Source organism: Gemmobacter caeruleus, from assembly GCF_008271655.1.
Taxonomy (GTDB): domain Bacteria; phylum Pseudomonadota; class Alphaproteobacteria; order Rhodobacterales; family Rhodobacteraceae; genus Gemmobacter; species Gemmobacter caeruleus.
Window position 1 is genome coordinate 394,776 of the sequence record NZ_VKKX01000044.1, and the last position, 13,382, is coordinate 408,157.

At 66.8% G+C, this 13,382-nt stretch carries 10 protein-coding genes; 6 read left to right on the top strand and 4 right to left on the bottom strand.

Annotated features, from left to right (window positions below):
• Positions 1-14: 14 nt before the first annotated feature.
• On the top strand, positions 15-1,919 hold the full coding sequence (locus FOA17_RS15235) for a glycosyltransferase (protein WP_149142347.1): 1,905 nt from the start codon (positions 15-17) through the stop codon (positions 1,917-1,919).
• A gap of 125 nt (positions 1,920-2,044) precedes the next feature.
• Here FOA17_RS15235 and FOA17_RS15240 read toward each other — a convergent pair whose 3' ends face one another.
• The 3 genes from FOA17_RS15240 to argE are packed head-to-tail and all read right to left on the bottom strand — an operon-like array spanning position 2,045 to position 5,775.
• Positions 2,045-3,208 (bottom strand): M20 aminoacylase family protein, encoded by a 1,164-nt coding sequence (locus FOA17_RS15240; RefSeq protein WP_149142348.1) that lies wholly within the window; start codon positions 3,206-3,208, stop codon positions 2,045-2,047.
• 60 nt (positions 3,209-3,268) lie between these two features.
• On the bottom strand, positions 3,269-4,612 hold the full coding sequence (locus FOA17_RS15245; protein ID WP_149142349.1) for an NAD(P)/FAD-dependent oxidoreductase: 1,344 nt from the start codon (positions 4,610-4,612) through the stop codon (positions 3,269-3,271).
• Complete coding sequence (argE, locus tag FOA17_RS15250; RefSeq protein WP_149142350.1) at positions 4,612-5,775, bottom strand: acetylornithine deacetylase; 1,164 nt, start codon at positions 5,773-5,775, stop codon at positions 4,612-4,614. Before argE ends, FOA17_RS15245 begins: the two co-directional genes overlap by 1 nt.
• Before the next feature lie 224 nt (positions 5,776-5,999).
• Between argE and FOA17_RS15255 the strand changes: the two genes are divergently transcribed.
• The 5 genes from FOA17_RS15255 (at position 6,000) to FOA17_RS15275 (ending at position 11,811) form a co-directional block, all read left to right on the top strand.
• On the top strand, positions 6,000-7,022 hold the full coding sequence (locus FOA17_RS15255) for an ABC transporter ATP-binding protein (protein ID WP_149142413.1): 1,023 nt from the start codon (positions 6,000-6,002) through the stop codon (positions 7,020-7,022).
• Positions 7,015-8,010: an ABC transporter ATP-binding protein gene (locus FOA17_RS15260; protein WP_149142351.1), complete on the top strand. Its 996-nt coding sequence runs from the start codon at positions 7,015-7,017 to the stop codon at positions 8,008-8,010. The genes FOA17_RS15255 and FOA17_RS15260 overlap by 8 nt, the downstream gene beginning before the upstream one ends.
• Positions 8,011-8,082: 72 nt before the next feature.
• Positions 8,083-9,786 carry a peptide ABC transporter substrate-binding protein gene (locus tag FOA17_RS15265; RefSeq protein ID WP_149142352.1) on the top strand — a complete coding sequence of 568 codons (1,704 nt, stop codon included), beginning with the start codon at positions 8,083-8,085 and terminating at the stop codon, positions 9,784-9,786.
• Positions 9,787-9,872: 86 nt separating this feature from the next.
• The gene (locus FOA17_RS15270; RefSeq protein WP_149142353.1) at positions 9,873-10,880 is read left to right on the top strand and encodes an ABC transporter permease; all 1,008 of its coding nucleotides are present in this window, start codon (positions 9,873-9,875) and stop codon (positions 10,878-10,880) included.
• Positions 10,873-11,811: an ABC transporter permease gene (locus tag FOA17_RS15275; protein WP_149142354.1), complete on the top strand. Its 939-nt coding sequence runs from the start codon at positions 10,873-10,875 to the stop codon at positions 11,809-11,811. The genes FOA17_RS15270 and FOA17_RS15275 overlap by 8 nt, the downstream gene beginning before the upstream one ends.
• Positions 11,812-11,967: 156 nt before the next feature.
• Here FOA17_RS15275 and FOA17_RS15280 read toward each other — a convergent pair whose 3' ends face one another.
• Positions 11,968-13,257: a DUF3422 family protein gene (locus FOA17_RS15280; RefSeq protein WP_149142355.1), complete on the bottom strand. Its 1,290-nt coding sequence runs from the start codon at positions 13,255-13,257 to the stop codon at positions 11,968-11,970.
• Positions 13,258-13,382 lie beyond the last annotated feature (125 nt).

Below are 13,382 nucleotides of genomic sequence, written 5' to 3' on the forward strand. Positions count from 1 at the left end.
GAGCCTGTCCCGAGATGAGCCTTGTCCCGCTGCCCCGGCCCCCGCAGGACGCCCCCGCCCCAAGGGCGCGGCGGTTGGAGCTGGTGGCCAGGCCGCGCCGGCAACAAGGCCCGGATTCCGAAACGCTGGGCCTGCTTTTGCTGCGCGAAGGTGTGGTGGCGCCCGATGACATGGTGCAGGCGCTGGCGCTACATGCCCAGGTCGGCGGACGGCTGGCCGATATCCTGCTCAGCCGCGGCCTGATCAGCGAGGCACGTCTGGGTCAGACCCTCGCGCGGCATTGGGGGCTGGCCCATGCCGATCTCGACGCCATCGCCCCCGATCCGCGGCTGATCGACCGGCTGGGCGCCGTCGAATGCCTGCGCGCGGGGCTGCTGCCCTGGCGTATGGCCGGCGGGCTGACCCTGATCGCCACCCCCTTCCCCGAAGATTTCGAACGCGAGCGCCCGCGCCTGACCGCGCTGTTCGGTCCGGTCGCCATGGCGCTGACCTCCGCCCCGCGGCTGGAGGAAGCCCTGCTGGCGCTGCGGGGCCGGCATCTCGACCAGCGCGCGATCAGCCGGGTGCCCGACAGCGAAAGTTGCCGGGGCTGGGGCCAAGCATCGCATCTGGCGGCGGTGCGGGCGGTGGCGGCGCTGCTGCTGGCCTGGGCGGTGCTGGCCCCGGCCAGCCTGGTCTGGCTGCTGTCCTTCTGGGCGGCCTTCACGCTGTTGCTCGCCACCGCGATGCGCACCGCCGCGATCTTTGCCGCCCTGCATCGGCGCAGCCCCGACCCGCCGCTGCGCGACAGCGACATCCTGCCCACCGTCTCGGTCATGGTCGCGCTGTATAATGAGGGCGACATTGCCGCGCGGCTGGTGCGGCGCCTGTCGCGGCTGGATTATCCGCGCGAAAGGCTGGATTGCCTGCTGGTGGTCGAGGAGGATGACCAGGTGACCCGCCGCGCGCTGCGCCGGGCCGCGCTACCGAACTGGATGCGCATCGTCGTGGTCCCCGATGGTAGCATCCGCACCAAGCCGCGGGCGCTTAATCATGCGCTGAACCTGTGCCGCGGCTCGATCATCGGCATCTATGACGCCGAAGACGCCCCCGAACCCGACCAGATCCGCAAGATCGCCGCGCGGTTCCTGCGCTGCGGCCCCGAGGTCGCCTGCCTGCAAGGCGTGCTGGATTTCTACAATCCGCGCACCAACTGGCTCAGCCGCTGCTTCACCATGGAATATGCCACTTGGTTCCGCGTGCTGCTGCCCGGCCTGGCCCGGCTGGGCCTGCCGGTGCCGCTGGGCGGCACGACGCTGTTCTTCCGTCGCAACGTGCTGGAGGAGCTGGGCGCTTGGGATGCCCATAACGTCACCGAAGATGCCGATCTGGGCATGCGTCTGGCCCGGCACGGCTATCGCACCGAACTGGTCAACACCACCACCTTCGAAGAGGCCAATTGCCGCGCCCTGCCCTGGATCAAGCAACGCTCGCGCTGGCTCAAGGGCTATATGATGACCTATGGGGTGCATATGCGCCGCCCGGCTCTGCTGCTGCGGCAACTGGGCTGGTGGCAATTCGCCGGGTTTCAGGTGCTGTTCCTCACCTCGATCTCGCAATATGTGCTGACCCCGGTGTTATGGAGCTTCTGGCTCGTGCCGCTGGGCCTGCCGCATCCGGTGGCCGAAACCCTGCCACCCGGGCTATATGCCGGTCTGACCGGGCTTTTCCTGTTCACCGAAGGGCTGCTGATCGCGATCACCATCGCGGCGATGCGGCTCACGCCCAACCGGCTGTCGCCGCTCTGGTCGGTGATGCTGCATTTCTACTTTCCGCTGGGCGCGCTCGCCTCCTACAAGGCGGCGTGGGAACTGGTGCGCAAACCCTTCTGGTGGGACAAGACCAGCCACGGCCATTTCGACCCGTCCGAGGACGGCTGACCCGACCGCGCGCGCCCCGCGCGCGGCGGGGGCCCCGCCCGGGCCGAAGGGCCCGGACGGGGGGAATGGCTTGCGCCGCAGGCGCGCCGCGCAAGAGGCCGCCGAACGGATTGCCGGCGCTTCGCTCAGGCCGGCATTCGCGCTTCGGCCATGCCGACATACCAGCTCGCCCCGAAGGGGATCGCGTTGTCGTCGAAATTGTATTCGGGGTGATGCACCATGGCCGTATCGCCATTGCCCAGAAAGATATAGGCGCCGGGCCGGGCGTTGAGCATATAGCTGAAATCCTCGGCCCCCATCAGCGGCGGGGTCGCCTCATCGACCTGACCCGAGACGGCGCGCGCCACCTCGACCGCATGGGCGGTCTCGGCCTCGGCATTGATCGTCACCGGATAGCCGCGGTGGTAATCCAGCACCGCCCGGGCGCCAAGCGCCAGCGCCGTGCCCTCCACGATCTCTTTCAGGCGCTGCTCCACCTGATCCTGCACCGCCGGATCCATGGTGCGCACGGTGCCCTTCATCTTCACCACCTGCGGGATGACGTTATGGGCGGTGGAATCGGTGGCCACCGTGCAGATCGACACGACAACCTGTTTCAGCGGATCCACCGTGCGGCTGGCGATGGTCTGCGCCGCGACGATGATATGGGCGGCGACCACGGTGGTATCGACGCATTCATGCGGCTTGGCGGCATGGCCGCCCTTGCCGGTCACCTCGATCTCGAACTGGTCGGCGGCGGCCATGATGGCGCCGGGACGAATGGCGAACTGGCCGACCGGGATGCCGGGCATGTTGTGCATGCCATAGACCTCCTGGATGCCCCAGCGATCCATCATGCCATCGGCCACCATCTCGCGCCCGCCGCCGCCGCCTTCTTCGGCGGGTTGAAAGATCACCACGGTCGTGCCGTCGAAATTCCGCGTCTCGGCCAGGTATTTCGCGGCCCCCAGAAGCATGGCGGTATGGCCGTCATGGCCGCAGGCATGCATCTTGCCCGGGGTTTTCGAGGCATAGTCCAGCCCGGTCTTTTCGATGATCGGCAGCGCGTCCATATCGGCGCGCAAGCCGATCACGCGGCCCGACCGGTCGGTCTTGCCCTTGATCACGCCCACGACGCCGGTGCGCCCGATCCCCTCGACCACCTCGTCGCAGCCAAAGCCGCGCAGCAGCTCGGCCACCTTGGCGGCGGTGCGGTGGACCTCGAACAGCAGTTCCGGGTTCTCGTGGAAATCGCGCCGCCAGGCGGTGATCTCGGGCAGCAATTCGGCAAAGCGGTTGCGGGGGGCCATGTCCATCTCCTCGGTTCGGTCGCGCCGCAGTCTGGGGCGCGGGGGGCGGTCTGTCGCGGCCTAAAGCGACGGGCCGGGGGTGATTTTTGATCCGTCGGTAAAACGCGACAGGCGAAAGCGGTGCAGGTCATGGCCGAGGGCGCGGCCCAGCGTGAGGTCCGCGACCACCCGGCCGATGCCCGGGCCGATGCCAAAGCCATGGCCGCTCAGACCCGTCGCCACGATCAGCCCGGGCAGTGCCGCCACGCGGTCGATCACCGGCACCACATCGGGCATCGTGTCGATCATGCCGGCCCAGGCGGCTTTGACCGCCGGCAGGCCAAGCGCGGGAAAGGTCGCCGCAAAGGCTGCGCGCAACCGCTCAAGGCGCCGGGCCGAGGGGGCCGGGTTCAGCACCCGCATCGCCTCAAAGGGCGAAGGGGCGTCCAGGGCCCAGCGGCGCGGCGTGCCCCAGGCATCGGGAAAGCCGCGGGGGGCGGCGGGCTGATATCGGGCTGACAGGAAATCGTGTTTCAAAACAGTGCGGTAGACGCCGAAGTTGCGAAAGGCATCCGGGCCGATATAGACATCATGCCCCGATCCGGGCGCCAGCGTATAGCCGCCATCGGCGCGGCGCCGAAACGCCAGCCGGCTGTCCAATGCATTGCCGGCAAAGATCTCGGGCATCGGTTCGGTCGCCATGACGGTGGCGCGCACCGAAAGCTGCGGCAGCGCCACGCCATGTCGCCGCGCCAGCAGCGACGACCAGGCCCCGCCCGCCAGCACGACCTGATCACAGGCGATGCGGCCCTGTTCGGTGATCACCCCGGCGACCCTTCCCGCCACGATATCAAGGCCGCGCACCGCGCATTGCTCGCGCAGGATCGCGCCGCGTTCGACGGCATGGGCCGCCAGCAGCGGCACCGCGACCCAGGGTTCTGCCCGCGCGTCCGAGGGGGTGAACAGCGCGCCGGTCCAGGGCGCGGCCGCGCCCGGCAATCGCGCGGCCAGCGCGGCGCCGGCAATCATTTGGCTGTCCAACCCATGCCCGCGCGCCTCGGTCCGCCAGGCCTCATAGCCGGCCAGTTCCGCCTCGGTCCGGGCCAGATACATCACGCCTTCCTGCCGAAAGCCCAGGCCCGCGCCCAGATCGCGCGCCAGACCTTTCCAGATCGACAGGCTTTCCATCATGATCGGCAATTCCGCGAAATCGCGGCCCTGCTGGCGGATCCAGCCCCAGTTGCGGCTGGATTGTTCGCCCGCGATGCGGCCCTTTTCGCACAGGACCACCCGGCAGCCCTGCCCGGCCAGATGCCAGGCGGTCATTACCCCCGCCACCCCGCCGCCGATCACCACCACGTCGCAGGCCGCCGGCAGCGGCGCGGCAAAGCGGATCGGGCCTGTGGCCGAGATCGGAAAGGCCATCACCGCGCCAGATCCTCTACCAGCGCCTGCATGAATCGCCAGCCCGCCTCGAACTGCGCGACCGACAGCCATTCGTCGGGCTGATGGGCCTGGGCGATGTCGCCCGGGCCGCAGACCACGGCGGAATAGCCCTCGGCCTGGAATTGCCCCGCCTCGGTGCCGTAGCTTACGACCCCGGTCGCGTTGTCGCCGGTCAGGCGGCGCACAAGGGCCTCGGCCGCGCCCTCGGATTCGGGCACCAGGGGCGGCACATAGAAGACTTCCTCCAACTCGATACCCGCCTCGGGATGAATCGCGCGCATCCCGGTGGCGATGCGGTCCGCCTCGGCGCGCAGCCGCGCCACCCAATCCAGCGGGTCTTCGCCCGGCACGCAGCGGAAGCCGAGACCGAAATCGCAGGTCTTGGCGGTGATGTTCTCGGCGGTGCCGCCCCGGATCGTGCCGACATGGGCGGTGGTCCAGGGCGGGTCGAACAGCGCGGCCAGGGTCGTGACGGGCCGGGCGCGGTTTTCGGCATTCACCCGGTTGGTCCAGTCGATCAGCCTTGCCCCCTCCATGATGGCATTGACGCCGGTATGGAGGATGGAGCTGTGCACCTCGTGCCCGGTCACATGCACGCGGAAGCCGTGACCGCCCTTGTGGCCGTTGACCATGCGCATCATCGACGGCTCGCCCACCACCACCGCGGCGGCGCGGGGCAGGCCGGCGGCCATGGCCGCGATCATCGGCGGCGCGCCGGTGCAGCCCAGTTCCTCGTCATAGGAAATGGCGATCTGTACGGGGCGCTTCACCCCGCGTTCCAGCGCCAGCGGCACCGCTGCCAGCGCCAGCGCGACAAAGCCCTTCATGTCGCAGGTGCCGCGCCCGAACAGCTTGCCGTCGCGTTCGACCACCGTCCAGGGATCGGAGGTCCAGGCCTGGCCATCGACGGGCACCACATCGCTATGGCCCGACAGCACCACCCCCCCGGGCACAGCCGGCCCCGCATTGGCATAAAGGGCGGCCTTGGTGCCATCTTCGTTATAGACGCGGGTCGCGGGCACGCCCCAATCGGCCAGATAGGCCTCGACCCAGTCGATGAGCGGCAGGTTGCTGTCGCGGCTGACCGAGGGGAAGGCGACCAGACGGTCGAGGATCTGGCGGGGGGTGAGGCGGATCGGCATCTTGTCCTGCTTGTGATCAAATCCGGGCAGAGCCTGCCCCCGCCACGGCGGAAGTGCAAGCCCGCAGCGCTGCCGCCAAGTCAACCTGCCATCCGCCACCGTCAGAATGCCAAAGCCGCTTGCGGGCTTTGAAAAATCCGCTAACACTTGACCAGCCGGTCAAGGACCGAGCCCGAAAGAAGCCGTCAAAGGCCAACAAAAACATAAACTTGGGGGTAATGCCGATGCCCGATGGGGCAAAGCCCGTGCTTGAGGTTCGCGGTCTGAAGACCGTCTTCCGCACCCGAAGTGGCGCCGTTCATGCGGTGAATGACGTGAGTTTCAGCCTGCGTGAGGGCGAATTGCTGGGCGTCGTGGGCGAAAGCGGCTCGGGCAAGTCGGTGACGATGATGTCGCTGATCGGGTTGCTTCCCTCGCCGCCGGCCGATGTCTGCGGCGGGCAGGTTCTGCTGCGGGGTGTCGATATCCTCAAGGCCACGCCCGACGAATTGCGCCGGGTGCGCGGTGCGCGGATCGGATTCGTGTTTCAGGATCCGATGACCTCGCTCAACCCCGTCTTCAATGTCGGCAATCAGATCATGGAGCCCCTGCGCAAGCACAAGGGCATGTCCAAGGCCGCCGCGACCGAACGCGCGGTGGAGCTGCTGGAGCTGGTGGGCATCCCCGATGCGCGGCGGCGGCTGAAAAGCTATCCGCACCAGTTTTCCGGCGGGATGCGGCAGCGGGTGATGATCGCCATCGCGCTGGCCTGCGACCCCGAAGTGCTGATCGCGGACGAGCCGACCACGGCCCTGGATGTGACGATCCAGGCGCAGATCCTCGAACTGGTCAAGGAGTTGCGGCAGAAGCTGGGCATGGCGATCATCTGGATCACCCATGACCTTGGCGTGATCGCCGGCATCGCCGACCGGATTCTGGTGATGTATGGCGGGCAGGTCGTGGAACAGGGCCCGGTGCGCGAGGTCTTCCACGCGCCGCAGCACCCCTATACCCGCGCCCTGCTGCGCACGATCCCGAAACTGCACGGCGCCCGCGAGGCCCGGCTGGAGGCGATCGAGGGCCAGCCGCCGATCCTGACCGCCGCCCCCGCCGCCTGCCCCTTTGCCCCGCGCTGCGCCCATGCCTTTGACCGCTGCCGCGCCGAAAACCCCGCCCGCCACAGCATCGACAGCCGCGCCCTGGGCGAAGGGCATGATGTCGCCTGTTTCTGGCAGGCCCCCGCCCCGCAAGAGGCCGCCCATGCTTGACGCCCGCGACGAGACCGCGCCGCTGGTTCAGGTCAAGAACCTGAAGATGTATTTCCCGATCTATTCCGGCCTGTTGCGGCGCCATAGCGGCGATGTGAAGGCGGTGGATGACGTGTCCTTTCACATCATGCCGGGCGAGACGCTGGGCCTGGTGGGGGAATCGGGTTGCGGCAAATCCACCGTGGGCCGGGCGGTGCTGCGGCTTTATGAACCGACCGCGGGCAGTGTGCGCATCGACGGCGAGGATATCCCCACCCTGACGCCAGAGGCCTTGCGGCGCAAGCGTCCCACCATGCAGATGGTGTTCCAGGATCCGCAGGCCAGCCTCAACCCGCGCATGACCGTGGCCGATATCATCGGCGAACCGCTGGACGAACACACCACGCTGAGCCGCGACGAGAAACTGGCGCGGATCTATGAATTGATGGATCAGGTCGGGCTGAACCGCGCCTTTGCCAACCGCTACCCCTATGCCTTTTCCGGCGGGCAGCGGCAGCGCATCGGCATTGCCCGGGCATTGGCGCTGAACCCGAAATTCATCGTCTGCGACGAACCGATCGCCGCGCTTGACGTGTCGATCCAGGCGCAGGTGGTGAACCTGCTGGAGGAATTGCAGGATCGGCTGGGCCTGACCTATCTGTTCATCAGCCATGACCTGAGCATGGTGCGCCACATCGCCGACCGCGTGGCGGTGATGTATCTGGGCCAGATCGCCGAGATCAGCCCGCGCGACGCGCTTTATGCCCAGCCGCTGCACCCCTATGCCGAGGCGCTGCTGTCGGCGGTGCCGGAGCCCGATCCTTCGGGGGCGCAGCAACAGCGCATCATCCTCAAGGGCGATGTCCCCTCGCCCGCCAATCCGCCCAAGGGCTGCAACTTCTGCACGCGCTGCCCCAAGGTGATGGATATCTGCCGCGAGGTGGAGCCGAAATTGCAGGAGGCCGCCCCCGGGCGCCAGGTCGCCTGCCACCTGATCAACCCGCTTTAACCGCGCATGCCGGACCCAACCGGCGGCGTCAGGCCAGACCATCGAGCTGATCCAACAAGGAGAGATCCAACAATGAAAATGAAAACACTGCTTCTCGGGGCTGCCGCCGCCTTTGCGCTGGCGCCTGCCGCCCATGCCGAACGCGGCGCCGATGGCGAACTGAAGATCCTGTATTATCAGGCGGTTTCGACGCTGAACGCCTATCTGTCCTCGGGCACCAAGGATGTGGAGGCCGGCTCGCTCGTGCTGGAGCCGCTGGCCTCGTTCGATCAGGACGGCAAGCTGGTGCCGCGTCTGGCCGTGGATATCCCGACGGTGGAAAATGGCGGCGTGGCCGCCGATCTGACCTCGATCACCTGGAAGCTGAAGGACGGGATCAAGTGGTCGGATGGCAGCGATCTGACCGCCGATGACGTGATCTTTACCTGGCAATATTGCACCGACCCGAATGGCGGCTGCGCGCAGGGGGCGAAATACGAAGGCGTGAAATCGGTCGAGGCGATCGACCCGATGACCATCAAGGTCAGCTTCGAGGCGCCCAAGCCCTATCCCTATCAGCCCTTCACCGGCGCCACCGCCCCGATCCTGCAAAAGGCGCAATTCGCCAATTGCCTCGGCGCCGCCGCCTCGACCTGCACCGAGCAGAACTCCAAGCCGATCGGCACCGGCCCCTTCGTCGTCACCGACTTCAAGGTCAATGACGTGATCACGCTGGAGGCCAACCCGAATTACCGCGACCCGGCCAAGCCCGCCTTTGCCAAGGTCACCGTCAAGGGCGGCGGCGACGCGCTGGCCGCGGCCTCGGCCGTGATGGAAACCGGCGAATTCGACTATGCCTGGAACACCCAGATCAACCCCGAGCAGCAGGCCCAGATGGAGGCCGGCGGCAAGGGCAAGTTCGTCAATGCCTTCGGCACCCTGGTCGAGCGCATCGAGATCAACATGACCGACCCGTCGTCGAGCCTCGCCGAAGGCGAACGCTCCACGCCGAAACACGCCCATCCGATCTTCTCGGATCCGAAGGTGCGTCAGGCGCTGTCCATGGCCATCGACCGCAATGTGCTGGTCGAGGTGGGCTATGGCAATGCCGGCCGCCCGACCTGCAACCTTGTGCCCGCCCCGGCCTATCAGGCCAGCGACAATACCGGCTGCCTGACCCAGGATATCGAAGGCGCCAAGAAGCTGCTGGACGAGGCCGGCTGGACCGATAGCGACGGCGACGGCATCCGCGACAAGGACGGCAAGAAGTTCTCGATCCTCTATCAGACCTCGGTCAACGCCGTCCGCCAGGATTTCCAGGCGCTGATCAAGGGCTGGTGGAACGAGATCGGCATCGAGGTCGAACTGAAATCCATCGACCCGGGCGTGTATTTCGGCGGTGACGCGGCTTCGCCCGACACCTTCCAGAAATTCTATGCCGATGTCGAAATGTATGCCAACAACTTCGACGGCACCGATGCCGAGCCCTATATGGCCCAGTATCTGTGCAACAAGATCCCCGGCCCGGAAAACCAGTGGCAGGGCGAGAACATCAACCGCTTCTGCGATCCGGCCTATGAAACGCTGCTGAAATCGCTCTCGACCACCACGGGCGACGAGGCGCGCGGCACCATCGTCAAGCAGCTGAACGACATGCTGACCAAGGACAGCAACGTCATCCTGCCGCTGGTCGATCGCGGCCGGTTCTCGGCCCAGTCGAACAGCCTGGACGGGTTCATCATGAACTCGTGGGACAGCGAGCTGTGGAACGTGGCCGACTGGCACCGCGTGAAGTAAGCTGACGGTGCGGCGCGGGCTCTGCCCCGCGCCGCATTCCGTTCCGACCGCAATCAACAACAAGACCAAAGACCGCGCGGGGGCCCATGCTGACCTTCACCCTCAGGCGATTGCTGCTGGCAATCCCGACCTTGCTGCTCATCTCCGCCGTGATCTTCTTCATGGTCGATTTCGCGCCGGGCAGTCCCATGTCCGACATTCCGCTGACCGTGCCGCCCGAGGTGCGCGCCAAGATGATGGCCGCCATGGGCGCCGACAAGCCGGTGCATATCCGCTATATCCTGTGGATGAAGCAGTTCTTCTGGAATGAGCCGCTCTATGGCATCGACGCCCTGCTGGGCACCGATTTCGCGCAAGGTGCGCAGCGCATCATTTCCTGGCAGTCCAAGGTGCCGGTGTTCCAGCTGATCGGCGAACGCCTGCCCCAGACCCTGACCGTGATGGGCACCGCATATCTGATCGGTATCCTGATCGCGCTGCCGATCGGCATCTATTCGGCCTATCGGCAATATTCTTGGTTCGATCTGGCCGGCACCTTCTTTTCCACCATGGGATTTTCGGTGCCGACCTTCTTTACCGGCAACCTGCTGATCCTGATCTTCGCGGTCAAGATGGGCTGGTTCCCGACGATCTACGACACCAATCTGCGGGTCACCGACTGGGACAGCTTCTATCGCATGGCGATGCAGATGGCGCTGCCGGTCACGGTGCTGGCGTTGTTCAACGCCGCCGAGATCAGCCGCTATACCCGCGCCTCGGTGCTGGAAAACCTCAACCAGGATTACGTCCGCACCGCCCGCGCCAAGGGCATGACGGAAAAGACCGTGCTTCTGAAACATGTGCTGCGCAATTCGCTGATCCCCGTGGTCACGATCATCGCGCTTGGCCTGCCCACGGTGTTCGGCGGCGCCATCGTGACCGAGCAGATCTTCAAGATCAACGGCATCGGCGCCGCGCTGATCGGGGCGATTCATGTCTCGGACCTGCCGGTGATCCAGACCATCACCTTCATCTTTGCCGTGCTGATCGTGCTGTTCAACCTGATCGCCGATATCCTCTATGGCATTCTCGACCCGCGGATCCGCTATGACTGACGCCACCATCCCCCCCGCCGCCGTCAAGATCGAGCGCCCGCGCAGCCAATGGCGCGATGTCTGGACCCAGTTCCGCCAGCACAAGGGCGCCATGGTCGCGCTGGTGCTGCTGATCCTGATCGCGCTTTTCGTCGTTGTCGGGCCGCTGATCTGGCGCATCGACCCGAATTTCATCGAAAGCGACCCGGTCAAGATGATCCGGCTGCGCAACAAGGGGCCAACCTGGGATCACCCGCTGGGCACCGACCAGCTTGGCCGTGACATCCTGGCCCGCATCATGTTCGGCGGGCGCATCTCGCTGGCGGTCGCTACCGTGGCCATGCTGGTGGCGATCTTCATCGGCACCACCGTCGGGGTGCTGGCCGGCTATTTCCGCAAGGTGGACGGCATCCTGATGCGGCTCACCGACATGTTCCTGGCGCTGCCGCTGCTGCCGCTGCTGCTGGTCATGATGTTCCTGTTCCGCGATGCCGCCGCCGCCGTGCTGGGGCCGTCGCTGGGCACGTTCCTCCTGATCGTGCTGGCGATCGGCGTGACCAGCTGGATGCATGCCTCGCGCATTGTCCGGGGCGAGGTGCTGGCGCTGAAGGAGCGCGAATTCGTGCTGGCCGCCCGGTCGATCGGCACGCCGTCGCGGCGCATCATCCTGCGCCATATCCTGCCCAATGTGCTGTCGCCGGTGCTGGTCGCCGCCACCCTGGGCATCGCCTCGGCCATCATCACCGAAAGCGTGCTGAGCTTCCTTGGCCTCGGCTTCCCGCCTGATTTCCCGACCTGGGGACGGTTGCTGTTCGATGGTGTGGACGCGATGCGCACCTATCCCGACCGCGTGGTCTGGCCGGGCGTCGCCATCTCGCTCACCGTGCTCTGCGTCAACTATATCGGCGACGGGCTGCGCGATGCGCTCGACCCGCGTGTGCGCGGACGTTGACCGCGCGGGGGGCTTCGCGCCCCCCGGCCCTTTCAGGGCCTCCCCCCGCGGGATACTTATGAACAGATGAAGCCCCCTCATCTGTTCCCAAATATCCTCGGGGGGCGGGCCGAAGGCCCGGTGGGGGGCAGACAGCCCCCCTGCCCGGCCCCGGGCTCAGTGCATCGCCCGGCGGATGCGGCGGATCATCAGCCAGACCCCGCCGATCACCGGCAGGACCAGCGCCGCCGTCAGCATCTCTTTCGACAGGCCCGCCGCCTTGCCCAGCGGATAGGCGGCATAGGCGGCAAGGCTGACCGCGTAATAGCTGATCGCCACGACCGACAGTCCCTCCACCGTATGTTGCAGGCGCAGTTGCAGATCGGCGCGGCGGTCCATGCTTTCCAGCAGCCGCTGGTTCTGGGCGCTGCGCTCCACATCGACGCGGGTGCGCAACAGCTCGGCCGCGCGGGCGGCGCGTTCGGTCATCGCCTTCAGCCGCTCCTCGGTGGATTTCACCGTGCGCATCGCCGGATCATAGCGCCGCATCATGAATTCGCCGAAGGTCTGGCGCCCGTCGATCCGTTCCTCGCGCATGACCGAGACGCGCTGGCTCACGATTGCCTCATAGGCCGCCGTCGCGCCGAAGCGAAAGGTGAACCGCGCCGACAGCGCCTCCAGTTCGGCCGAGATGTCGAGCAGATCTTCCAGCAGGGCTTCGGGCGACCGGTCGCGCGTATCCAGCGCGGCGACCAGCGCCGACAGCCGGGGGTCCAGCGCGTTCAACCGGCCGGAAAGTTCGCGCGCGCGCGACAGGCCCAGCATGGACATGGCGCGATAGGTCTCCACCTCGCAGAGCCGCTGCACGATGCGGCCCACCCGGCGCTCGCCCACGCCGTCACGCACAAAGACGGCAAAGCGCATATGCCCGCCCGCGTCGATGCGGAAATCGCCGGCGATGATCGCCGCGCCATCCACCACCTCGGACAAGGCAAGGCTTTCGGCGACGAACCAGTCATCCAGCTTGGCCAGCGCCTCGGCGTGGCTGGGGGGCATCGGCTCCACCCGGATCAGCACCGAAACCAGCCGCCGCCCCGGCGCCGCCGCCAGCCAGTCGGCGGGAAAGACCTCGGCCTCGGCGGGGTCAAAGGCGCGCGGCGTCAGGCCGGGGGTAAAGGCCGAATAGGTCACGAATTCGGTATGGCTTTCCCATTTCAGCCCGGCGCGGCCGATCTCGCCCGAGAAATGCGTGGCGCCCGGCTGGGGATGGGCCGATCCGTGCCGGTCGAGCAGCGCCAGAAGATGCGCGCGATCGGCGGCGCGGTCGCGGTTATGGGCCGATTCCGGCTCCTTGATCGCGATATAGGCAGCGAGGCAGGGCACGCGCAGCACCGGAAAGGGGCGGGCATGCAATTCGTTGACAAGCGCATAGCGCGAGGGGTGGTCGGGCAGGAAATCGTTGGGCATGGATCGGGTCGTGTTGGGTCGGTCTGGCCCGGACCATAGCGGCGCAAACGCGCGGCGCGCGGCAAAATCGCGCCCGGGCGCGTATGCGGCGGAATACTTGCTTTTCTGCCACAAGAAAAAGGGCC